We start from the raw sequence: 20,425 nt of genomic DNA on the forward strand, positions 1-20,425 counted from the left end.
GAACTCAGCTCGCAATCACCCTGGCGGACGGCTGCGCGCCCGCTGTCCCCACGGGGTGGCGCACCACGGTCCGCACCCGGTGGGCAGGGTCGCGGACCTCGCCGACCAGCGTCTCCAGGACGTCCTCCAGGGCGACCAGGCCGAGCACCCGGCCGGAGGCGTCGGACACCTGGGCGAGGTGGGTCGCGGCCCGGCGCATCACGGTGAGCGCGTCGTCCAGCGGCAGTTCGGCCCGCAGCGTGGCCATCGGGCGCCACACCTGCTGGGGCACCGCCCGCTCCCGGTCCTCCAGGTCCAGGACGTCCTTCACGTGCACGAAGCCCATGAAGGTGCCCCGGCCCCCGACCCCGACCCCGGCCCCGACTCCGGCCGCGCCGCCGGGGGCGCGGACCGGGAAGCGGGAGAAGCCGGTCCGCACGGTCAGTTCCTCGATCTCCCGGGGGGTGACCGACGGTGGCACGGTGACCAGGGAGGCGGACGGGATGAGGACGTCGGTGACCGGGCGGGTGCCCAGTTCGAGGGCGTCCTCCAGGCGCTCCTGCTCGGCCGGGTCGAGCAGTCCGGCCTGGCCGGCGTCCTCGACGAGCCGGCCGAGCTGGGCGGAGGTGAAGACGGCCTCCACCTCGTCCTTCGGCTCGACCTTGAAGGCCTTGAGGACCAGGCGGGCGCAGGCGCCGAGCGCGCTGGTGACCGGGCGGCACAGGCGCGCGAAGCCGACCAGGCCGGGGCCGAGCGCGAGCGCGGTGCGCTCGGGGTCGGCCATGGCGAGGTTCTTCGGGACCATCTCGCCGATCACCAGGTGGAGGAAGACCACCGCGGCGAGCGCGATCACATAGCCGAGCGGATGGACCAGGCCGTCCGGGACGCCCACGGCGTGGAAGACCGGTTCGAGCAGCGAGGCCACGGTCGGCTCGGCGACGGCGCCGAGGGTCAGCGAGGCCACCGTGATGCCGAACTGGGCGGCGGCCATCATCTGCGGCAGGTTCTCCAGGCCGTACAGGACCTGGCGGGCCCGCTTGCCGCTGCGCTGCTCGATCTGGCTGCGGCGCACGGAGACGAGCGCGAACTCGGCGCCGACGAAGAAGCCGTTGGCGAGCACCAGGAGGACGGCGAAGAGGAGGGGAAGGAGGCTCATCGGGCCGCCTCCGCCCCGACGGGCACCGGGGCGGTGCGCATGATCCGCACCCGCTCGGCGCGGTAGCGGTCGACCTGGCGGACCGAGAGCCGCCAGCCGGGGAGTTCGGCCCGGTCGCCCGGGGCGGGGATGCGCCCGAGCAGATCGGCGACGAGCCCGGCGACCGTCTCGTACGGTCCGTCGGGCACGTCGAGTCCTATCCGGTGCAGGGTGTGCACCCGGCAGGAGCCGTCGGCCTCCCAGACCTGGCTGCCGTCCTCCGACGGCACCGCGGCCAGCTCCGGCCGCTCGTCGGCGGCCGTGTCGTGCTCGTCGCGCACCTCGCCGACCAGCTCCTCGACGATGTCCTCCAGGGTGACGACGCCGGCGGTGCCGCCGTACTCGTCGACGACGACCGCGATGGGCTGCTCGCGGCGCAGCCGCTCCAGGAGGGCCTGGGCCGGCAGCGACTCGGGGACGAGCAGCGGCGGGACGGCGATCCGGCCCACCGGGGTGCGGTGCCGCTCGTGCGGGACGACGGCGAGGGCGTCCTTGAGGTGGACCATGCCGACGATCTCGTCGATCCGCTCCCGGTAGACCGGGAAGCGGGACAGGCCGGTGGCCCGGGTCAGGTTGAGGACATCGGCGGCGGTGGCGTCCGACTGGAGGGCGCTCATCTTCACCCGAGGGGTCATGACCTGCTCGGCGGTGAGCCCGCCGAGCGTGAGGCTCCGTACGAAGAGGTCGGCGGTGTCCTGTTCGAGGGCGCCGGCCTCGGCGGAGTGGCGGGCCAGGGAGACCAGCTCGCCGGGGGTGCGGACGGAGTCGAGCTCGTCGGCCGGCTCCACGCCGAACAGCCGGACGAGCCGGTTGGCGACGGTGTTGAGCAGCGCGATCACGGGCCGGAAGAGGCTCGCGAAGACATGCTGCGGGCCGGCCACGAAACGGGCCACCTGGAGCGGCCGGGAGACCGCCCAGTTCTTCGGGACGAGCTCGCCGACGACCATCTGCACCGCGGAGGCGAGCAGCATGCCGACGAGTACGGAGATGCCGGAGACGGCCCCTTCGGGCAGTCCGGTCGCGGTCAGCGGCCCGTCGAGCAGTCCGGCGAGCGCGGGCTCGGCGAGCATGCCGGTGACCAGCGAGGTGATGGTGATGCCCAGCTGGGTGCCGGAGAGCTGGAAGGACAGCTCGCGCAGGGCCCGTACGACGCCGCGGGCGCGGCGGTCGCCTTCGGCGGCGGCGCGCTCGGCCTCGGCGCGCTCGACGGTGACGAGGCCGAACTCGGCGGCCACGAAGAAGCCGTTGGCGAGGATCAGGAGGAAGGCTGCGGCGAGCAGCAGGAGAGAGACGATCATGCCGCCGCCTCGGGTGAGGGGGCGGCGCAGGTACTACCGGACGATCCGTCCATTGCCGGAGGGAGTCACTCCTCGGGTCGAAGGGCGGCCTCGCGGGCCGCCGGCGGGCGGCCCTGCACATGCGAGGCGGTGGTGCCGCTCGGCACCACCGCCACCAGATTAGTCACGCCCGTGCTGTCACGGGCAGGGGGTCGGCCCCGTATGGGGGACGGATCAGGGTCGGCCCCGAGCCGGACCCGAGTCGGACCGGCGTCGGACCGGGGTCAGCGGGACTCGGAGCCGGTGCCCCGGCTCTCGGCGAGCGCGCGCAGCGCGCGGGCGTCGCGGATGGCCTGCTCCTTGGCGATGCCGGGCTGGATGCCGAGGGCGGGCAGGCTGGTGCCGTCGCTCAGGTCGAGGAACACCCAGGCGTCGCCGGGGCGCAGATTGACCCTGAGGATCTCGGCCCAGGCGAGCCGTCGCTTCCGGGTGATGTTGACGACCGTCACACCGTCCTCGTCGGCGACCACCTTGGGGCGGCTGAGCAGCACCAGGACGCCGAGGAAGAGCGCGGCGGTGAAGACGAAGCTGACCCGCTCCCCCGGGTTCAGCTTCTCCAGGATCAGCCCGACCGCCGTGATGACGACGAACATCACCACGCCGAGGGTCAGCAGGACGGCCCGGGTGCGGCCCGGCCGGAAGGTGACCGGGAGGGCGGGGAGGGTGGTGTCGGAGGACATCGGCGTTCCTGGATTTCTGGCGTTCCTGGATTTCTTCCGTGCGGCCGCGCGGCTCAGAGACGGCAGGCGTGGATGGCCGTGGTGAGGATGGCGCGGGCGCCGAGCTCGTACAGGTCGTCCATGACCTTCTGCGCCTCCTTGGCGGGGACCATGGCGCGCACGGCGACCCAGCCCTCGTTGTGCAGCGGCGAGACGGTGGGCGACTCCAGGCCCGGGGTGAGGGCGACCGCCTGCTCCAGGTGCTCGGCGCGGCAGTCGTAGTCCATCATCACGTAGCTGCGGGCGACCAGGACGCCCTGGAGGCGGCGCAGGAACTGCTGCACCTTGGGGTCGTCGTCGACGGCGCCGGTGCGGCGCACGACGACGGCCTCGGAGGTGAGGATCGGCTCGCCGATGACCTCGAGGCCCGCGTTGCGCAGGCTGGTGCCGGTCTCGACGACGTCCGCGATGATCTGGGCGACGCCCAACTGGATCGCGGTCTCGACGGCGCCGTCGAGGTGCACGACGGAGGCGTCGACGCCCTGCTCGGCGAGGTGCTTGGCGACGATGCCCTCGTAGGAGGTGGCGATCGTCATGCCGTGGAAGTCCGCGGGGCCCTTCGCGGTGCCCGGGCGGGTGGCGTAGCGGAAGGTGGAGCGGCCGAAGTTCAGCGGCAGGATCTCCTCGGCGTTGGCGCCGGAGTCCAGGAGCAGGTCGCGGCCGGTGATGCCGATGTCGAGCCGGCCGGACGCCACGTAGATCGCGATGTCCTTGGGGCGGAGGTAGAAGAACTCCACCTCGTTCTCCGGGTCGACGGTGACGAGTTCCTTGGACTCCTTGCGCTGCCGGTAGCCCGCCTCATGGAGCATCTCCATCGCAGGTCCGGAGAGAGAACCCTTGTTGGGGACGGCGATGCGCAGCATGGGACGGGCTTCCTTTGCCTCGGATGTCGGTGTCTTGCGTGGTGCGGTGCGTGCTCTGAAGGTCAGAGGTGGGCGTAGACGTCGTCGAGCGAGATCCCGCGGGCGACCATCATCACCTGGACGTGGTACAGCAGCTGCGAGATCTCCTCGGCGGCGGCTTCCTTGCCCTCGTACTCGGCGGCCATCCAGACCTCGGCGGCCTCCTCGACGACCTTCTTGCCGATGGCATGGACGCCCTTGCCGACCAGTTCCGCGGTGCGGGAGGTCGCCGGGTCGCCGGTCTCGGCCTTGAGCTTGAGCTCGGCGAAGAGCTCTTCGAAGGTTTTGTTCGCCATGATGTCCTAAGAGTACGGGGTGGGCAGGCGCGTCTCGGCGTCAGGGTTTCAGCGCCAGGGTTCGCTGACCGTGCGCAGGATGGTCGCGGTCGCGACGGCGGCGGTGACGGCCTCGTGGCCCTTGTCCTCGCTGGAGCCCTCGAGGCCGGCCCGGTCGAGGGCCTGCTCCTCGTTGTCGACGGTCAGGACGCCGAATCCGACGGGTACGCCGGTGTCGATCGAGACCTGGGTGAGGCCGTGGGTGACGCCCTGGCACACGTACTCGAAGTGCGGCGTTCCGCCGCGGATGACGACGCCGAGCGCCACCACGGCATCGTAGCCGCGCTGGGCGAGGACCTTGGCCACGACCGGGAGCTCGAAGCTGCCGGGGACGCGGAGCAGGGTGGGCTCCTCGATGCCGAGCTCGTTGAGGGCGCGCAGGGCGCCGTCGACGAGGCCGTCCATGATCTTCTCGTGCCACTGGGCCGCGATGACCGCGACGCGGAGGTCGCCGCAGTTCTTCACGCTGAGGACGGGTGCGCCCTTGCCGCTCATGTCTCTCCTAGCCGATTCGTACGTACGTGCTGACGTGCTTGCGTGCTTGCGTGCTTACTGGTTGGCGGATTACTGGTTGCCGCAGGTGGGGGCGGCCGTGCCGTCCAGCCAGGGCAGGTCGTGGCCCATCCGGTCCCGCTTGGTGCGCAGGTACCGCAGGTTGTGCTCGCCCGCCTGGACCGGCATGGGCTCGCGGCCCTCGACGGTGAGGCCGTGCCGGGTGAGGGCGTCGATCTTGTCGGGGTTGTTGGTCATCAGGCGCAGGCTGCGCACGCCGAGGTCGGCCAGGATCTGGGCGCCGGCCGCGTAGTCGCGGGCGTCGGCGGGCAGGCCCAGTTCCAGGTTGGCGTCGAGGGTGTCGCGGCCGCGCTCCTGGAGCTCGTACGCCCGCAGCTTGGAGAGCAGTCCGATGCCGCGGCCCTCGTGGCCGCGCAGATAGACGACGACGCCGCGGCCGGCCTCGGTGATGCGGTCCATGGAGGCTTCCAGCTGGGGGCCGCAGTCGCAGCGCAGCGAGTGGAAGACGTCGCCGGTGAGGCACTCGGAGTGCACCCGGACGAGGACGTCGGCGCCGTCGCCGATCTCGCCGTGGACGAGGGCGACGTGCTCGACGCCGTCGACGGTGGAGCGGTAGCCGTACGCGGTGAAGTCGCCGTGCCGGGTGGGCAGCCGGACCTCGGCCTCGCGGCGCACGGTGGGTTCGGCGGAGCGCCGGTAGGCGATCAGGTCCTCGATGGAGATGATCGTCAGGCCGTGCTTGCGGGCGAACGGGACCAGCTCGGGCAGCCGCAGCATCACGCCGTCCTCGCCGGCGATCTCCACGATGGCGCCGGCCGGGCGGAGTCCGGCGAGCCGGGCGAGGTCGACGGCGGCCTCGGTGTGCCCGTTGCGGACCAGGACCCCGCCGGGCTTGGCGCGCAGCGGGAAGATGTGGCCGGGGCGCACGAAGTCGCCGGGCTCGTACTCGCCGCTCGCGAGCATGCGCAGGGTGGTGGCGCGGTCGGCGGCGGAGATGCCGGTGGTGACGCCGTGGGCGCGGCTCGCGTCGACGGAGACGGTGAAGGCGGTCTGCATCGACTCGGTGTTGTGGTCGACCATCTGCGGCAGCCGGAGCCGTTCGAGCTCCTCGCCCTCCATGGGGGCGCAGATCAGGCCGCGGCACTCGCTCATCATGAAGGCGACGACCTCGGGGGTGGCCTTCTCGGCGGCGATGACGAGGTCGCCCTCGTTCTCGCGGTCCTCGTCGTCGACGACGACCACGGGGCGGCCGGCGGCGATGTCCGCGATGGCCTGCTCGACGGGGTCGAGGGAGAGGTCGGAGGTGTCCCAGAGCGACAGCGGGTTCATGCGCGGGCTCCTTCCAGGGTGGGGGCGGTGGTGCGGGAGCGGAGCCACCAGTCGCGCATGCCCCAGAGGACGAGCGCGCCGTAGATGACGTAGACGAAGCCGGAGAAGGCGTAGCCGTTGGCGAAGTTCAGCGGGACGCCGACGAGGTCGACGAGCAGCCAGGCGAACCAGAACTCGACCATGCCGCGGGCCTGGGCGTACATGGCGACGATGGTGCCGACGAAGATGTACGCGTCGGGCCAGGGGTCCCAGGACAGGCTCGGGTAGGCCTTGAAGAGGAGGGCCACGGCGACGGTGCCCGCCGCGGCAGCGGCGATCATCGCGCCGCGCTCGCGCCAGGTGGCGAAGCGCACGGAGATGTGGCCGTCCGTGCCCTGGCCCTTGCCGCGGCTCCACTGCCACCAGCCGAACAGGGCGACCAGCATGACGACGACCTGCTTGCCGGCGCTGCCGGTGAGGTGGCCGTAGAAGGCGCCGAAGAGGATGAGACCGGCCAGGAACTGGACGGGCCAGGTCCACACCGAGCGGCGCCAGCCCAGGGTGAGGGCGACCAGGCCGAAGATGTTGCCGATCATGTCCGACCAGATGATGTGCTGGTCGAGGAGGGTGAACGCCTCGGAGTTGAGCCAGTTCACTTGACGTTCTCCTGTCCGTTCGAGGGCCCGCTCGGGGTCCCGTTCGAGGGCCCGTTCGGGCCGAGCAGCCGCTCGACGTACTTGGCGATGACGTCCACTTCGAGGTTGACCGGGTCGCCGCTCTGCTTGATGCCGAGCGTGGTCAGCGCGAGGGTGGTGGGGATGAGGCTGATGGTGAACCAGTCGTCGCCGACCTCGACGACGGTGAGGCTGACGCCGTCGACCGTGATCGAGCCCTTCTCGACGACGTAGCGGGCGAGCTGCGCGGGCAGGCCGACCTTGACGATCTCCCAGTGCTCGGAGGGCTCGCGGTCGAGGATCGTGCCGGTGCCGTCCACGTGGCCCTGGACGATGTGACCGCCGAGGCGCCCGCCGACGGCCATCGGCCGCTCCAGGTTGACCCGGGAGCCGACCTCCAGGGCGCCGAGCGAGGAGCGCTTGAGGGTCTCGGCCATGACGTCGGCGGTGAACTCGCCGTCGCCGAACTCGACCACCGTGAGACAGACGCCGTTGACGGCGATCGAGTCGCCGTGCTGGGCGCCTTCCGTGACCAGCGGGCCGCGCAGGCGGAAGCGCGAGGCGTCTTCCAGCTGCTCGACGGCGACGACCTCGCCCAGCTCTTCGACGATTCCGGTGAACACGGTCAGGCTCCCTTGGGGGTGGCGGGGACGGTGGGGACGGCGGTGACGCGGAGGTCGGGCCCGATGCGCACGGTCTCGGTGACGTCGAGGCGCAACGCCTCCGCGATGGTGGTGATTCCGGCGTCGGCGAGGGCGGCGGGGCCGGCGCCGAGCAGGACCGGGGCGAGATAGCCGACGACCTGGTCGACGGCGCCCGCGGCGAGGAAGGCGCCCGCGAGGGTGGGGCCGCCTTCGAGGAGGACGGAGCGGACGCCGCGCGCGTACAGGGCGTCCAGGAGGGCGGGGACGGAGAGCCCGCCGGTGGCGGCGCGGGGCAGCCGTACGACCGGTTCGAGCGCGGTCTCGGCGTCCTCGGCGACGGCGATCAGGGTGGGCGCGGCGTCGTCCAGGACCCGGGCGCCGGGCTTGACGGCGGTGGCCTCGGTGTCGACGACCACGCGGAGCGGCTGGACGGCGCCCTCCACGCCCCGTACGGCCAGGTGGGGGTCGTCGGCGCGGGCGGTGCCGGAGCCGACCACGACCGCGTCGGCCTCGGCGCGCAGCCGGTGCACGTCGGCGCGGGACTCGGCGGAGCTGATCCAGCGGGAGGTGCCGTCCGCGGCGGCGATCCGGCCGTCGAGGGTGGCGGCGTACTTCCAGCGCACGAAGGGGCGGCCGGTGCGTACGGAGGTGAGCCAGGCCAGGTTGCCCGCCTCGGCCTCGTCCACGAGGAGGCCCTGCTCGACCTCGACGCCGGCGGCGCGCAGGGTGTCGGCACCGCCCGTGGCCTGCGGATTCGGGTCGCCGACCGCGTACACGACGCGGGCGATCCCGGCCTCGATCAGGGCCTGGGCGCAGGGGCCGGTGCGGCCGGTGTGGTTGCAGGGTTCGAGGGTGACGTACGCGGTGCCGCCGCGGGCCAGGACACCGGCCGCGCGCAGGGCGTGGACCTCGGCGTGCGGGCCGCCGGCGCGCTGGTGCCAGCCCTCGCCGACCTGGTGGCCGGAGGCGTCGGTGATGACGCAGCCGACGACCGGATTGGGGCTGGTGGAGCCGAGACCGCGGGCGGCGAGCGCGATCGCGCGTCGCATGGCGGTGATGTCGGCCTGGGTGGCCACCGGGTCCTCCTGCCTCTTCGGGCACGGACTCCGGGGCCTGTCGATGACGACAGAGAGCGGGTACGAGAGCCTTGCGCAGGGTGTGCCGAGGCCGGATGCCTGCTGGGGCGCCGGGACCGGGATCCGGTACGGCGACCAGCGGACGTACGGCCGGCTCACCCCGAGAAGGGGTCGCCCGCCGCGCACTGCCTCCCATCCGGACTTTCACCGTCGGTCCAGGAATCTCACCTGGTCAACCGGCCGCTGGCTGCGGACGGGTCGCGGACTATACCGCCGGTTCGGAATTACACCGACCCCGGAGTGCGCTGCTGCTGATACAGGACCAATATGCCACGGACTGCGACCGGCCATACGGGTGAGGTCCTGTGGGCTGACTCACAACCCGCCATGACCCTGCCACGAAATCCTTCGTTGGTCCAGACCTATTGACGCACTGGTCTAGTCCTCTTAATGTCCGTGTCACCTTCGAGACACGGCCCGCCGGTGTGCGCACTCCACGGGCCCAACACGACCCACCCCCTTGTTCGTTGAACAATCCTGACCTCTACGGAGGAAGATCGTGTTGTCCCCCACCCACAAGAGAGCGACGCTGCTCGCGTCCGGTGCAGCCGTCGCCGGGCTGCTGATCAGCTCCCTCGCCACCGGCGGCGTCTCGTACGCGGCCGACAACGAGAGCTGTCGCCCCGACGGCCTCTACAAGACGCCCGGCGTCGACGTCCCGTACTGCTCGGTGTACGACTCCGAGGGCCGCGAGAAGATGGGCGCCGACCACCAGCGCCGGGTCATCGGCTACTTCACGGGCTGGCGCACCGGGAAGAACGGCGAGCCCGCCTACCTCGCCTCCGACATCCCGTGGGACAAGGTCACCCACATCAACTACGCCTTCGGCCACGTCGGCGGCGACAACAAGCTCTCCGTGGGCACGGACGGCCCGAACAACGCGGCCACCGGGATGACCTGGCCCGGTGTCGCGGGCGCCGAGATGGACCCGGCACTCCCCTACAAGGGCCATTTCAACCTGCTCACCAAGTTCAAGAAGCAGCACCCGAACGTGAAGACGCTGATCTCGGTCGGCGGCTGGGCGGAGACCGGCGGCTACTTCGACGACAGCGGCAACCGGGTGAACTCCGGCGGCTTCTACTCGATGGCCACCAACGCCGACGGTTCGGTCAACCAGGCCGGGATCGACACGTTCGCGAACTCGGCCGTCGACTTCATCCGGAAGTACGGGTTCAACGGCGTCGACATCGACTACGAGTACCCGACCACGATGAAGGACTCGGGCAACCCGCTCGACTGGCAGCTCTCCAACGCGCGCCGGGCCGGCCTCGTCCAGGGCTACGCGGCCCTGATGAAGTCGCTGCGCGAGAAGCTCGACCGGGCCGGCGCCACCGACGGCAGGCACTACATGCTGACCGTCGCCGCGCCCTCCTCCGGCTATCTGCTGCGCGGCATGGAGACCTTCCAGATGCAGAAGTATCTGGACTACGTCAACATCATGTCCTACGACCTGCACGGCGCCTGGAACGAGTACGTCGGCCCGAACGCCTCGCTGTTCGACGACGGCAAGGACGCCGAGCTCGCCGCCGCCAACGTCTACGGCAGCGCGCAGTACGGCTCCATCGGCTACCTCAACACCGACTGGGCCTACCACTACTTCCGCGGCTCGATGCCGTCCGGCCGGATCAACATCGGCCTGCCGTACTACACCCGCGGCTTCAAGAACGTGCAGGGCGGCACCGACGGTCTGTGGGGCAAGGCCGCCACGACCACCTGCCCGGCCGGCGCGGGCCTGACCAAGTGCGGCGACGGCGCCGTCGGCATCGACAACCTGTGGCACGACAAGGACACCAACGGGCAGGAGTCGCCCGCCGGTTCCAACCCGATGTGGCACGCCAAGAACCTCGAGAAGGGGATCGTCGGCGACTACGTCACCCAGTACGGCTTCCCCGCGAACACCACGCTCACCGGCACCTACGCCCGCAAGTACGACTCGACGCTGGTCGCGCCGTGGCTGTGGAACGCCGACAAGAAGGTCTTCCTCTCCACCGAGGACGAGCAGTCGGTCGGCGCCAAGGCCGACTACGTGGTCGACCGCGGCATCGGCGGCACCATGATCTGGGAGCTGGCCGGCGACTACGCCTGGAACGCGGCCAAGGGCCAGTACGAGATGGGCTCCACGCTCACCTCGCTGATGTACGACAAGTTCAAGGCCGCCACCCCCTACGGCGCCAAGAAGTCGAACAAGGCGCTGCCGACCCAGGCCGTGAACGTGGGCGTGGAGTTCACCGAGTTCAAGCTCGGCGACTCCAACTACCCGATCACCCCGAAGCTGAAGATCACCAACAACACCGCCACCACGCTGCCCGGCGGCACGGAGTTCCAGTTCGACTACGCCACCTCGGCCCCGAACAACGCCTCCGACCAGTCCGGCTTCGGCACCAAGGTGATCAGCAGCGACCACACGGGCAGCAACGTGGGCGGTCTGAAGGGCGACTTCCACCGGGTCTCCCTGAAGCTCCCGGCCTGGCAGACGCTCGCCCCGGGCGCCTCCGTGGACCTGGCGTTCAACTACTACCTGCCGGTGTCGACCCCGTCGAACTGGACGGTGAACATCAACGGCACGACGTACGCGCTCGCCGGTGACCTGGCGCGCGGCACGACGACGGTGGAGCCGGGGGGCTCGACCGCCACCCCGACGCCGACGCCGACCACCACGTCGCCGACCCCGACCCCGACCACCACCTCGCCGACCCCCACGCCGACGCCGACCGGCGGCACCTGCACCAACCCGGCGTACGTGGCCGGCCAGGTCTACACCGGCGGATCGGTCGTCTCGCACAAGGGCCACAACTGGAAGGCCAAGTGGTGGACCCAGAACGAGGAGCCGGGCACGACCGGCGACTGGGGCGTCTGGCAGGACCTCGGCGCCTGCTAGCCCGTACGGCCTGACATACCCCCGGCGGCGGTTCTCACGGCCCTTGCCGCCGCCGGGCCTCCCACCGCGCCGCGTCCCCCTGTCCGGGGCGCGGCGCGGACCCGTTTCCGCGGACTGTCGCTCGTTACGGGAAGAGCTCGTCCTGCGCCGCGTCGCGGGCCCGCAGCAGCGCGCCCCGCAGCACCGCCGCGTCGCCGAGCGCGGTGGCGCGGACCTCGGTGCGCAGCGGCGAGAGCCCGGCGAGGGCGTGCTCGACGCGGGCGGCGAGCTCCGGGCCGCCCTGGTGGCCGGTCTCGCCGGCCAGGACCACGCAGCCCGGGTCGAGGACGGCGGCGACGGCCGCCGCGCCGACCGCGAGGCGCTGGGCGAGGGCGTCGAGGAAGGGGCCGTGGCCGGAGCCGAGCGCGGTGGCCGGGTCGAGGCCGTGGGCGGCGGCCAGGGCCCGGACGGCGGAAACGCAGGCCAGCTCGTGGAAGCCGCCGTCGCAGCCGGTGGCCGAGGGCAGCCCGGAGGTCATGGGCACGGGCAGGAAGCCGATCTCGCCGGCGCCGCCGGAGGCGCCGCGGCGCAGCCGTCCGTCGAGGACGACGGCCGCGCCGACCCCCTGGCCCAGCCAGAGCAGCACGAAGTCGTCGCGGTCGCGGGCCGCGCCCGCGCGCAGTTCGGCGACGGCGGCGAGGTTGGTCTCGTTCTCGACCAGGACCCGGGCGGGCAGCCGTTCCTGGAGGACGCCGATGAGCCGGCGGTGCCAGGCGGGCAGTCCGGTGGAGTCGCGCAGTTCGCCGGTGGCCGGGTCGATGAGGCCGGGCGCGCCGACGGCGACCGTGTGCAGCCGGTCGGCGCCGGCCTCCCGCGCGGCCTGTTCCAGGAGCCGTACGGCCTGCTCGACGGCGGCGCCGGTGCCGCCGGTCTCGCCGACGGGGGCCGCGGCCTCGGCGAGGGTGGTGCCGAGGAGGTCGGCGACGACGACGGAGACGGAGCGGGTGCGCACGTCGAGGGCGGCGAGGTGGGCCCGGTCGGCGACGATCCCGTAGAGCTTGGCGTTGGGGCCGCGGCGCTCGGCGCCGGTCTCGCCGACGACGTGCACGAGTCCGGAACCGCTGAGCCGCTCGACGAGGTCGGCGACGGTGGGGCGGGACAGTCCGGTGAGCGTCTTCAGCTGGGTGGCCGTCAACGGGCCCTCGTCCTGGAGCAGTCGCAGGGCGAGCCGGTCGTTGATGGCCCGTGCGGTGCTCGGGGATGCGGCCATGCGGGGATCCTCTCAGACGATCAAGGGTGTCCCGGCCCCGGAGCACTATTTATCAGGCAGGGTTCCTGATAGTTTACGCGACACACCAGGACCGAGGGAGGGACCCATGGCGGCAGAGACCGTCTTCACCACCGAGCGGCTGCGGCGGGCCCGGTACGCCGTCGCCGCCGTCTTCTGCGTGCACGGCGCGGTCACCGGCAGCTTCGCCACCCGGATCCCGTGGATCCAGGAGCACGCGGACGTCAGTGCCGGGCAGCTCGGCCTCGCCCTGGCCTTCCCCGCGATCGGCGCCTCACTGGCGATGCCGCTGGCCGGGGCGGTCAGCCACCGCTTCGGCGCCCGCACCGCGCTGCGCGGGCTGCTCGCGCTGTGGACGCTCGCCCTGACGCTGCCCTCGCTCGCGCCGAACGTCTACGGCCTGTGCGCGGCGCTCTTCGTCTTCGGCGCCACCGCCGGCATGTCCGACGTCGCCATGAACGCCCTCGGCGTGGAGACCGAGAACCGGCTCGGCCGCTCGATCATGTCCAGCCTGCACGGCATGTGGAGCGTGGGCGCCCTGCTCGGCTCGGCGGCCGGCACCCTCGCCGCCCACCTCGGCGGCGACGCCCGGATCCACCATCTGATCGCCGCCCTGGTCCTCACCGCGCTCGGGCTCGCCGCCTGCCAGGGCGTGCTCGACCTGCACAGCGCACCCGAGGAGGAAGCCCCGCCGCGCTTCGCGCTGCCGCCGAAGTCCGCGCTGGTCATCGGCGCCATCGGGTTCTGCGGGGTGTTCGCCGAGGGCGCCAGCCTGGACTGGTCGGCGGTCTACCTCAAGGAGGAACTGGGCAGCTCGGCCGGGCTCGCCGCCGCCTGCACCACCGCCTTCACGCTCACCATGGCCGTGGCGCGCCTGGTCGGCGACCGTGTGGTGGACCGCTTCGGCGCGGTGCGCACGGTACGGGTCGGGGGCGCGACCGCGACCCTGGGCGGGCTGCTCGTGGTGGCCGCCCCGCACGCGGCGGTCGCGATGGCCGGATTCGGGCTGATCGGCCTGGGCGTCGCGGTGGTCGTCCCGCTCGCCTTCGCCGCCGCCGGGCGCAGCGGCCCGAACCCCAGCCAGGCCATCGCGGGCGTCGCCACCATCACGTACACCTCGGGGCTCATCGCCCCCTCGGCGATCGGCGGCATCGCCGACGCGACCTCGCTGGTGTTCTCCTTCGGCCTGGTGACCCTGCTCACCTTCGGCCTGGTGCTCGGCGCGGGCGTGCTGCGGTCCGCGGGCCGCACGAAGTCCGCGGCGGCCGCGGCGGGCACACCCGAAAAGGTCGGCTGACCTGCGGCGCCTACCATATGGCTGATTCTTTACCCCGGAGAACTGGAGCGAGCACATGAGCCTCGGCGTGCGATGGACCCTGCACGGCGACGGGAGGACACCCGCTCCGGGTGCGGTCGTCCGGCCGGACGAGCGCCTCTCCTGGCCCCGTACGGTCGGGCTCGGCGCGCAGCACGTGGTGGCGATGTTCGGCGCGTCCTTCGTGGCGCCGGTCCTGATGGGCCTCGACCCGAACCTCGCGATCATGATGTCCGGTGTCGCCACCGTGATCTTCCTGCTCGCGACCCGCGGCACGGTCCCCTCGTACCTCGGCTGCTCGCTCTCCTTCGTGGGCGTCGCCGCCGCGATCCGGGCCTCCGGGGGCAGCAGCGCCACCGTGACCGGCGCGGTCCTGGCGGTCGGCGCGGTGCTGTTCCTGGTCGGTCTCGCGGTGCGCAGGTTCGGCGCGCGGATCATCCACGCGGCGATGCCGCCGATCGTCACCGGCGCGGTGGTCATGCTGATCGGCTTCAACCTGGCGCCGGTCACCGCCGCCACCTACTGGCCGCAGGACCAGTGGACGGCCCTCCTCGTCATGCTGTTCACCGGTCTGGCCGTGGTCTGTCTGCGCGGCTTCTGGTCGCGCATCGCGATCTTCCTCGGCCTGGTCTTCGGCTACGGCATCTCCTGGGTCTTCGACCTGGTCTTCGGCCGGATCCACTCGATGTCCCCGAGCGGCCAGGTCACCGACCACTGGCGGCTCGACCTCTCCGGGGTCTCGAAGGCCGACTGGATCGGCCTGCCCAGCCTGCACGGCCCGAGCTTCGAGTGGTCCGCGATCCTCGTGGCGCTGCCCGTGGTCATCGCCCTGGTCGCCGAGAACGCCGGTCACGTCAAGGCCGTCGGCGAGATGACCGGCACCTCCCTGGACGACAAGCTCGGCACCGCGATCGCCGCCGACGGCGCCGCGTCCATGCTGTCCACCGCCGTGGGCGGCCCGCCGAACACCACGTACTCCGAGAACATCGGCGTCATGGCGGCCACCCGGGTCTACTCCACCGCCGCCTACTGGGCCGCGGCCGGCTTCGCGCTGCTCTTCGGCCTCTGCCCCAAGTTCGGCGCGGTCGTCGCCGCCATCCCCGGCGGTGTGCTCGGCGGCATCACCGTGATCCTCTACGGCATGATCGGTCTGCTTGGCGCCCAGATCTGGATCAACGCCAAGGTCGACCTGCGCAACCCGCTCAACCTGGTGCCCGCCGCGGCCGGCATCATCATCGGCGTCGGCGGCGTGAAGCTCACCTTCAGCGACACCTTCGAGCTCGGCGGCATCGCGCTCGGCACGATCGTGGTCATCACCGGCTACCACGTGCTGCGCGCCTTCGCCCCGGCCCATCTGAAGCAGCAGGAGCCCCTGCTCGGCTCCGGCACCAGCTCGTACGAGGGCGCCGAGAGCAGCTCCGGCGGGGAACCGGCCGCGAAGTAGCGCCGCATTCGCCCGTTCTGGGGAAGCCGGGCGGCGGAACCTCACCGTCCGGTCCTCCGGCTGCCACCCTGCACCCATGGCGCAGACGCAGGACATCCAGTCGCAGGACATCCGGTCGCAGGACATCCGGCTCGGGCCGTTCACGGCCGTCGACCCCGTGGTGGCCCGTATGCGGGCGATCCGCGCCGCCTGGCACCCGGCCGACGGGGTCGCGGTGTTCAACCGGGTCTATCTGACCGTCACCGAGGAGATCGGCCGGGCCATCGAGGCCGGCTCCTTCGCCGACCGGCGGGCCGCCGCCACCCTCGACGTGCGGTTCGCCCAGCGCTATCTGACAGTGGTCGACGCGGTCGCCGCCGGCGGCCCCGCGCCCGCCTGCTGGCGCCCGCTCTTCCACTACCGCCGCCATCCCGGCGTCCGCCCGCTGCAGTTCGCGCTCGCCGGGATCAACGCCCACATCGGGCACGACCTGGCGCTCGCCGTCGTCGACACCTGCCGCACCCTGGACTGCGCGCCCGGGGACCTGGAGGACGAGTTCGACCGGGTCGGCGACGTCCTCGTCCTCCTGGAGGAGCGGATCCGGGACGAACTGATGCCGGGCCCGGACCTCCTGGAGGTCGCGGACCCGCTGACGCATCTGCTCGGCTGCTGGAGCCTGGACCGGGCCCGCGACGGGGCCTGGCTCGCCGCCCGCTCGCTGTGGCAGCTGCGGCGGCTGCCCGACCTGGCCGAGGAGTTCACCGAACGCCTCGACCGGTCGGTGGGCCTGGTGGGGCGGATGCTGCTCACCCCACTGGCACGCCCTTAGGCCGGGATCAGTCCTCCGGCAGCTCGACCGGGGCGATCTCGTCGTACACGTCGCCCGGACCCGGGTTGGTGCCGTCGGTCGCGCCGCCGAACTGGTGCATCACGCCCCACACCGCGTTGAGCGCCGTCTGCACCGCGCCCTCGGCCCAGCCGGCCGTCCACGAGATGTCGTCGCCGGCCAGGAAGATGCCCCGCTTGTCCTCGGGCAGCCGGTCCTGCATGAAGTGCGTGAACAGGCGGCGCTGGTAGCGGTAGTGGCCCGGCAGATTGGCCTTGAACGCGCCCATGAAGTAGGGCTCGTTCTCCCAGGAGACCGTCACCGGGTTGCCGATGATGTGCTTCCGGATGTCGACGTTCGGGTAGATCTCGCCGAGCGACTTGAGCATGACCTCCATGCGCTCGTTGGCGGAGAGCGGCAGCCACTTGAGGCTGTCGTCGCACCACGTGTACGAGAGGCAGATGACGGCCGGCTTGTCCGGGCCGTCGTCCAGGAGGTAGGTGCCGCGGGTCATCCGGTCGGTGAGCGTCATCGACATGACGTCCCGGCCCGTCTGCTCGTCCTTGTCCAGCCAGAACGGCCGGTCGACCGGCACGAAGAGCTTCGAGGACTCCATGTAGTGGGTGCGCTCGATCGCCGTCCAGTGGTCGATCGGGAACAGCGAGTCGTCGCAGGCGATCTTGGAGAGCAGCATCCAGGACTGGGCGGTGAAGATCGCCGCCCGGTAGGTGCGGATGTCGCCGTTGGCGTCCGTCACCGTGATGTGGTTGTCCGCGGTGCGGTGCAGCCGGGTGACGGCCGGCTTCGGCGCGCCGCCCTCGTGCAGCGAGGCGAGCGAGGTGCCCTGCGCCCAGTGCACGATCTTCTCCGGCTCGCGCTCCCACAGGCGCAGCGGCAGCTGCTGCGAGCCGCCGACGATGCCGCGGTGGTGGTCGTCGGCCTCGGTGTAGACGACCCGCAGGATCTCCAGGATGGAGTTCGGGAAGTCGGTGTCCCAGCCGCCGGTGCCGAAGCCGACCTGGCCGAAGATCTCGCGGTGCCGGAAGGACTTGAAGGCCTCGGACTCGCAGAGGAAGCCGTAGAAGGTCTGGTTGTCGAGCTTCTCGACCAGCTTGGCCCAGATCTCGCGGATCCGCGGGACGTCCCGCTCGCGCATCGCGCGGTTCATGTCGGAGAAGTCGGCGCCGTCGTCGAGGCACTTGTTCCAGGCCTCGGCGACATCGCGGTAGACCTGCGGCAGGTCGGCGACGGTCTCCGCGTAGTGCGACTCGCCCTTGAGGTCGACGACGGTCGACGGGGTGGCCTCGGCCAGCGGGTTCGGGAACGGCTTGGTGGTCAGGCCGACCAGGTCGATGTAGTGCTGCAGCGCGGTGGAGGAGGGCGGGAAGCGCATCGCGCCCATCTCGGCGCTCAGGCCCTCGGCGCCGGTGCCCTCGAAGCCGACGGTGCGCAGCCGGCCGCCTATCTGGTCGGCCTCGTACACGACCGGCTTGAGGCCCATCTTCATCAGCTCGTAGGCGGCGATGATGCCGGACAGGCCGCCGCCGACGATCGCGACCTCGGCGCCGTGCTCGGTCGCCGGGACCTGTCCGAGGCCGGCCGGGTGGGCCAGGAAGTCGTCGTAGGCGTAGGGGAAGTCCGGACCGAACATGGTGATCGGCGGCTGCTGCTCGTCGGCGTGCTCGACGGCGTTGGGCACGGTGGACGTCATGGGGTACGGACTCCTTGCGCGAAACGGGTGAAGCGAGGGGGAGGCGGGGAGGCGAGGGGGAGGCTCAGGCCTGGTCGTGGACCAGCGGGCCGTAGAGCCCCGGGCGGCGGTCGCGGAGGTAGGGGTTCTCCGCGCGGGAGGCCGCGAGGAATTCGGGTTCGGCGTCGCCGAGGACCAGATCCGTGCCGCGCCCGGCGCGGGCCCGGGCGGTGCCGTCGGGGCCGGCCAGGACGGAGAGGCCGACGAACTCGAAGTCGCCCTCGGGGCCGGTCCGGTTGGCGTACGCGATGTAGATCTGGTTCTCGAAGGCGCGGACCGGGACAACGGAGAGCGGGACGATCTCGGCCGGGTGCATCAGCGCGGTCGGCACCAGGAGGAGGTCGGTGCCGGCCAGCGCGTGCGCCCGTACGTTCTCGGGGAACTCGACGTCGTAGCAGATCATCAGGCCGACCGTGAGGCCGCCGAGCTCCGCCTGGACGACGACGTCGTCACCGGGGGTGAACCACTTCGCCTCGAAGTCGCCGAAGAGGTGGGTCTTGCGGTAGTGCGCGAGCCGGGTGCCGTCGGGGCCGAAGAGCTGGGCGGAGTTGTAGATCACGCCGTGCCGCTCGGTGTCGCGCTCCGGGTAGCCGTAGCCGACGGCCAGGCCGTGGCGTGCGGCGATCGCGGCGACCGCGTCGGCGGAGGGGCCGTCGGCCGGCTCGGCGAGGCGGGCCATGGCGTCGCCGATGGCGTAGCCGGTGAGGAACAGCTCGGGGGCGAGCAGCACGGCGGCGCCCGCGGCGGCGGCGCGGCCCGCGGCCTCGTCGAGGACCTTGAGGTTGGCGGCCACGTCACCGAGCTCGCCGGAGCTCTGGAGCAGTGCGGTGCGCAGCGCGGGCATGGGCCGTCCTCGGAGGTCGAAGCTGGGGGGAGGAATTCAAGGGGAAGCTGTCAAAAACGGTACGGTTTCGGGCTCGGCCGGGACAAGGCGCGACCGTTGCGGACCGACCGTCGAACCGTTGCGCGATCACCCCCCTCGATGGTGATTCGTTGCGCACCCCTCGGGAGCGTGATCGTCCGAAGGTCGTACGGCTCCCCCGCCGCACGGCGGAAGCGGGGACCGTTCCCCGGCGCGATGTCCCGGCGGGCCCGGGCCGGAAGAGTGGTGGGCGTCCGGTTGACCTGCCGAAAGGACGCAACGACATGAACCGCCGTACGAAGATCGCCGCCGTGGCCGCGGCCCTGCTGATCACCGCGGGAGCGGCCGGCTCGGCGACCGCCTCCGGGGACGGCCGGGGCGCGCACCGGGAGGCGGCGGCGCTGACTGGCACCGCGAAGCTGTACCGGCCGGCCGGGGACGACATCACCTTCAGCTTCGACGCGCACCTGGCGGCGAAGGACAACCGGAATCCGGAGGCGGCGACCGGCACCTTCCGGTTCAGCCACTACAAGGGCGACTGGGGCGGCTACGCGGTGGCGAAGGTGGACTGCCTGGCCACCGGCGGCAAGGTGGCCGTCGTGACCGGCCGGATCATCGAGACCGACGTCAAGGAGTTCGAGGGCGCCCGGGTCGGGGTCTCGGTGAACGACCTCGGGAAGCACGACCGGCTGGGCTACAGCTGGCTGACCCAGGCGCCGGAGCAGGGCGACGTGCCGAAGTGCCAGACCGCGCCGCCGTTCGAGAAGGTCAAGGCCGGCACCGGCGACTTCGACGTGCTGCCCTGGCTCCTGGAGTACCCGACCGAGTAGCGCCGGGTACGCGGAAGGGCGGGCCGCCCCACGGGGGTGGGCGGCCCGCCCTTCTGCGCGAGCGGTCCTCAGGCGGGCGAGCCCGAGGAGAAGCGCCGCAGCAGCGGCGACAGCACCAGGACGGACTTGGTGCGCTCCACGAAGGGCTCCCCCGCGATGCGCTCCAGGACCCGCTCGAAGTGGCGCATGTCGGAGGCGAAGACCTGCACGACGGCGTCCGCGTCACCGGTCACGGTCGACGCGGACACCACCTCCGGATACCGCTCCAACCCTCGCCGGATGTCCTCCGGCGAGGTGTTGTGGCGGCAGTAGATCTCGACGAACCCCTCGGTCTCCCAGCCGAGCGCCGCCGGGTCCACCCGTACGGTGAAGCCGGTGATCGCGCCCTCGGCCCGGAGCCGGTCCACGCGCCGCTTCACGGCGGGCGCGGAGAGTCCGACGAGCGAGCCGATGTCGGCGTAGCTGCGGCGGGCGTCCTCCGCGAGGGCGTGGACGATGCGTTCGTCGAGGTCGTTGAGTCGCACTACGGGTG

19 protein-coding genes and 1 riboswitch are annotated in these 20,425 nt (G+C 71.9%); of the genes, 5 read left to right on the top strand and 14 right to left on the bottom strand.

Annotated features, from left to right (window positions below; genetic code table 11):
• Positions 1–4: 4 nt before the first annotated feature.
• The 10 genes from JAO84_RS05565 to ribD form a co-directional block, all read right to left on the bottom strand.
• Positions 5–1,135 carry a hemolysin family protein gene (locus tag JAO84_RS05565; RefSeq protein WP_265867100.1) on the bottom strand — a complete coding sequence of 377 codons (1,131 nt, stop codon included), beginning with the start codon at positions 1,133–1,135 and terminating at the stop codon, positions 5–7.
• On the bottom strand, positions 1,132–2,472 hold the full coding sequence (locus JAO84_RS05570; protein WP_265867101.1) for a hemolysin family protein: 1,341 nt from the start codon (positions 2,470–2,472) through the stop codon (positions 1,132–1,134). Before JAO84_RS05570 ends, JAO84_RS05565 begins: the two co-directional genes overlap by 4 nt.
• 263 nt (positions 2,473–2,735) lie before the next feature.
• Positions 2,736–3,191: a PH domain-containing protein gene (locus JAO84_RS05575; protein ID WP_370410951.1), complete on the bottom strand. Its 456-nt coding sequence runs from the start codon at positions 3,189–3,191 to the stop codon at positions 2,736–2,738.
• Positions 3,192–3,244: 53 nt separating this feature from the next.
• Positions 3,245–4,093 (bottom strand): ATP phosphoribosyltransferase, encoded by an 849-nt coding sequence (gene hisG, locus JAO84_RS05580; RefSeq protein ID WP_370410953.1) that lies wholly within the window; start codon positions 4,091–4,093, stop codon positions 3,245–3,247.
• Between the two features lie 62 nt (positions 4,094–4,155).
• On the bottom strand, positions 4,156–4,428 hold the full coding sequence (locus JAO84_RS05585; RefSeq protein ID WP_116162050.1) for a phosphoribosyl-ATP diphosphatase: 273 nt from the start codon (positions 4,426–4,428) through the stop codon (positions 4,156–4,158).
• 48 nt (positions 4,429–4,476) lie between these two features.
• Entirely contained in the window at positions 4,477–4,962 is a 486-nt protein-coding gene (gene ribH / locus JAO84_RS05590) for a 6,7-dimethyl-8-ribityllumazine synthase (RefSeq protein ID WP_265867104.1), read from the bottom strand.
• Positions 4,963–5,031: 69 nt separating this feature from the next.
• Entirely contained in the window at positions 5,032–6,309 is a 1,278-nt protein-coding gene (locus tag JAO84_RS05595; RefSeq protein WP_370410956.1) for a bifunctional 3,4-dihydroxy-2-butanone-4-phosphate synthase/GTP cyclohydrolase II, read from the bottom strand.
• The gene (locus JAO84_RS05600; protein WP_370410958.1) at positions 6,306–6,944 is read right to left on the bottom strand and encodes a nicotinamide riboside transporter PnuC; all 639 of its coding nucleotides are present in this window, start codon (positions 6,942–6,944) and stop codon (positions 6,306–6,308) included. Before JAO84_RS05600 ends, JAO84_RS05595 begins: the two co-directional genes overlap by 4 nt.
• Positions 6,941–7,585: a riboflavin synthase gene (locus tag JAO84_RS05605; protein WP_370410960.1), complete on the bottom strand. Its 645-nt coding sequence runs from the start codon at positions 7,583–7,585 to the stop codon at positions 6,941–6,943. Before JAO84_RS05605 ends, JAO84_RS05600 begins: the two co-directional genes overlap by 4 nt.
• Before the next feature lie 2 nt (positions 7,586–7,587).
• Positions 7,588–8,682: a bifunctional diaminohydroxyphosphoribosylaminopyrimidine deaminase/5-amino-6-(5-phosphoribosylamino)uracil reductase RibD gene (gene ribD, locus JAO84_RS05610; RefSeq protein WP_370410962.1), complete on the bottom strand. Its 1,095-nt coding sequence runs from the start codon at positions 8,680–8,682 to the stop codon at positions 7,588–7,590.
• Between the two features lie 178 nt (positions 8,683–8,860).
• Positions 8,861–8,990, bottom strand: a riboswitch (FMN riboswitch).
• A 251-nt stretch (positions 8,991–9,241) separates the two neighbouring features.
• Here ribD and JAO84_RS05615 point away from each other — a divergent pair.
• Complete coding sequence (locus tag JAO84_RS05615) at positions 9,242–11,620, top strand: chitinase C-terminal domain-containing protein (protein WP_370410964.1); 2,379 nt, start codon at positions 9,242–9,244, stop codon at positions 11,618–11,620.
• A 124-nt stretch (positions 11,621–11,744) separates the two neighbouring features.
• Here JAO84_RS05615 and JAO84_RS05620 read toward each other — a convergent pair whose 3' ends face one another.
• Positions 11,745–12,869, bottom strand: a complete 1,125-nt coding sequence (locus tag JAO84_RS05620) for an ROK family transcriptional regulator (RefSeq protein ID WP_370410966.1) — start codon at positions 12,867–12,869, stop codon at positions 11,745–11,747.
• A 106-nt stretch (positions 12,870–12,975) separates the two neighbouring features.
• Here JAO84_RS05620 and JAO84_RS05625 point away from each other — a divergent pair, with 106 nt between their 5' ends.
• The 3 genes from JAO84_RS05625 to JAO84_RS05635 all read left to right on the top strand — a co-directional run bounded on the left by JAO84_RS05625 (position 12,976) and on the right by JAO84_RS05635 (position 16,454).
• On the top strand, positions 12,976–14,184 hold the full coding sequence (locus tag JAO84_RS05625) for an MFS transporter (RefSeq protein WP_370410968.1): 1,209 nt from the start codon (positions 12,976–12,978) through the stop codon (positions 14,182–14,184).
• Positions 14,185–14,239: 55 nt separating this feature from the next.
• A complete protein-coding gene (locus tag JAO84_RS05630) occupies positions 14,240–15,646 on the top strand; it encodes a uracil-xanthine permease family protein (RefSeq protein WP_370410969.1) in 1,407 nt (468 codons plus the stop codon).
• Positions 15,647–15,722: 76 nt separating this feature from the next.
• Positions 15,723–16,454 (top strand): DUF5995 family protein, encoded by a 732-nt coding sequence (locus tag JAO84_RS05635; protein ID WP_370410971.1) that lies wholly within the window; start codon positions 15,723–15,725, stop codon positions 16,452–16,454.
• Positions 16,455–16,461: 7 nt separating this feature from the next.
• Here the strand turns inward: JAO84_RS05635 and JAO84_RS05640 are convergent, their stop codons facing one another.
• On the bottom strand, positions 16,462–18,162 hold the full coding sequence (locus JAO84_RS05640; RefSeq protein ID WP_370410973.1) for a flavin monoamine oxidase family protein: 1,701 nt from the start codon (positions 18,160–18,162) through the stop codon (positions 16,462–16,464).
• Positions 18,163–18,226: 64 nt separating this feature from the next.
• Positions 18,227–19,045, bottom strand: a complete 819-nt coding sequence (locus JAO84_RS05645; protein ID WP_370410975.1) for a carbon-nitrogen hydrolase family protein — start codon at positions 19,043–19,045, stop codon at positions 18,227–18,229.
• 302 nt (positions 19,046–19,347) lie between these two features.
• Between JAO84_RS05645 and JAO84_RS05650 the strand changes: the two genes are divergently transcribed.
• Entirely contained in the window at positions 19,348–19,893 is a 546-nt protein-coding gene (locus JAO84_RS05650) for a Repetin (RefSeq protein WP_370410977.1), read from the top strand.
• A gap of 68 nt (positions 19,894–19,961) precedes the next feature.
• Here the strand turns inward: JAO84_RS05650 and JAO84_RS05655 are convergent, their stop codons facing one another.
• Positions 19,962–20,417, bottom strand: coding sequence for an Lrp/AsnC family transcriptional regulator (locus JAO84_RS05655; protein WP_030691274.1), 456 nt, complete (start codon positions 20,415–20,417; stop codon positions 19,962–19,964).
• Between the last annotated feature and the right edge of the window lie 8 nt (positions 20,418–20,425).

Origin of the sequence: Streptomyces fradiae (assembly GCF_041270065.1) — a bacterium.
In the GTDB taxonomy this organism is placed as follows: domain Bacteria; phylum Actinomycetota; class Actinomycetes; order Streptomycetales; family Streptomycetaceae; genus Streptomyces.

What these genes read in the sequence shown, in the direction of transcription:
- JAO84_RS05565 (WP_265867100.1), bottom strand. Translation starts at nt 1,135, where the DNA reads ATGAGCCTCCTTCCCCTCCTCTTCGCCGTCCTCCTGGTGCTCGCCAAC.
- JAO84_RS05570 (WP_265867101.1), bottom strand. Translation starts at nt 2,472, where the DNA reads ATGATCGTCTCTCTCCTGCTGCTCGCCGCAGCCTTCCTCCTGATCCTC.
- JAO84_RS05575 (WP_370410951.1), bottom strand. Translation starts at nt 3,191, where the DNA reads ATGTCCTCCGACACCACCCTCCCCGCCCTCCCGGTCACCTTCCGGCCG.
- hisG (WP_370410953.1), bottom strand. Translation starts at nt 4,093, where the DNA reads ATGCTGCGCATCGCCGTCCCCAACAAGGGTTCTCTCTCCGGACCTGCG.
- JAO84_RS05585 (WP_116162050.1), bottom strand. Translation starts at nt 4,428, where the DNA reads ATGGCGAACAAAACCTTCGAAGAGCTCTTCGCCGAGCTCAAGCTCAAG.
- ribH (WP_265867104.1), bottom strand. Translation starts at nt 4,962, where the DNA reads ATGAGCGGCAAGGGCGCACCCGTCCTCAGCGTGAAGAACTGCGGCGAC.
- JAO84_RS05595 (WP_370410956.1), bottom strand. Translation starts at nt 6,309, where the DNA reads ATGAACCCGCTGTCGCTCTGGGACACCTCCGACCTCTCCCTCGACCCC.
- JAO84_RS05620 (WP_370410966.1), bottom strand. Translation starts at nt 12,869, where the DNA reads ATGGCCGCATCCCCGAGCACCGCACGGGCCATCAACGACCGGCTCGCC.
- JAO84_RS05625 (WP_370410968.1), top strand. Translation starts at nt 12,976, where the DNA reads ATGGCGGCAGAGACCGTCTTCACCACCGAGCGGCTGCGGCGGGCCCGG.
- JAO84_RS05630 (WP_370410969.1), top strand. Translation starts at nt 14,240, where the DNA reads ATGAGCCTCGGCGTGCGATGGACCCTGCACGGCGACGGGAGGACACCC.
- JAO84_RS05635 (WP_370410971.1), top strand. Translation starts at nt 15,723, where the DNA reads ATGGCGCAGACGCAGGACATCCAGTCGCAGGACATCCGGTCGCAGGAC.
- JAO84_RS05640 (WP_370410973.1), bottom strand. Translation starts at nt 18,162, where the DNA reads ATGACGTCCACCGTGCCCAACGCCGTCGAGCACGCCGACGAGCAGCAG.
- JAO84_RS05645 (WP_370410975.1), bottom strand. Translation starts at nt 19,045, where the DNA reads ATGCCCGCGCTGCGCACCGCACTGCTCCAGAGCTCCGGCGAGCTCGGT.
- JAO84_RS05650 (WP_370410977.1), top strand. Translation starts at nt 19,348, where the DNA reads ATGAACCGCCGTACGAAGATCGCCGCCGTGGCCGCGGCCCTGCTGATC.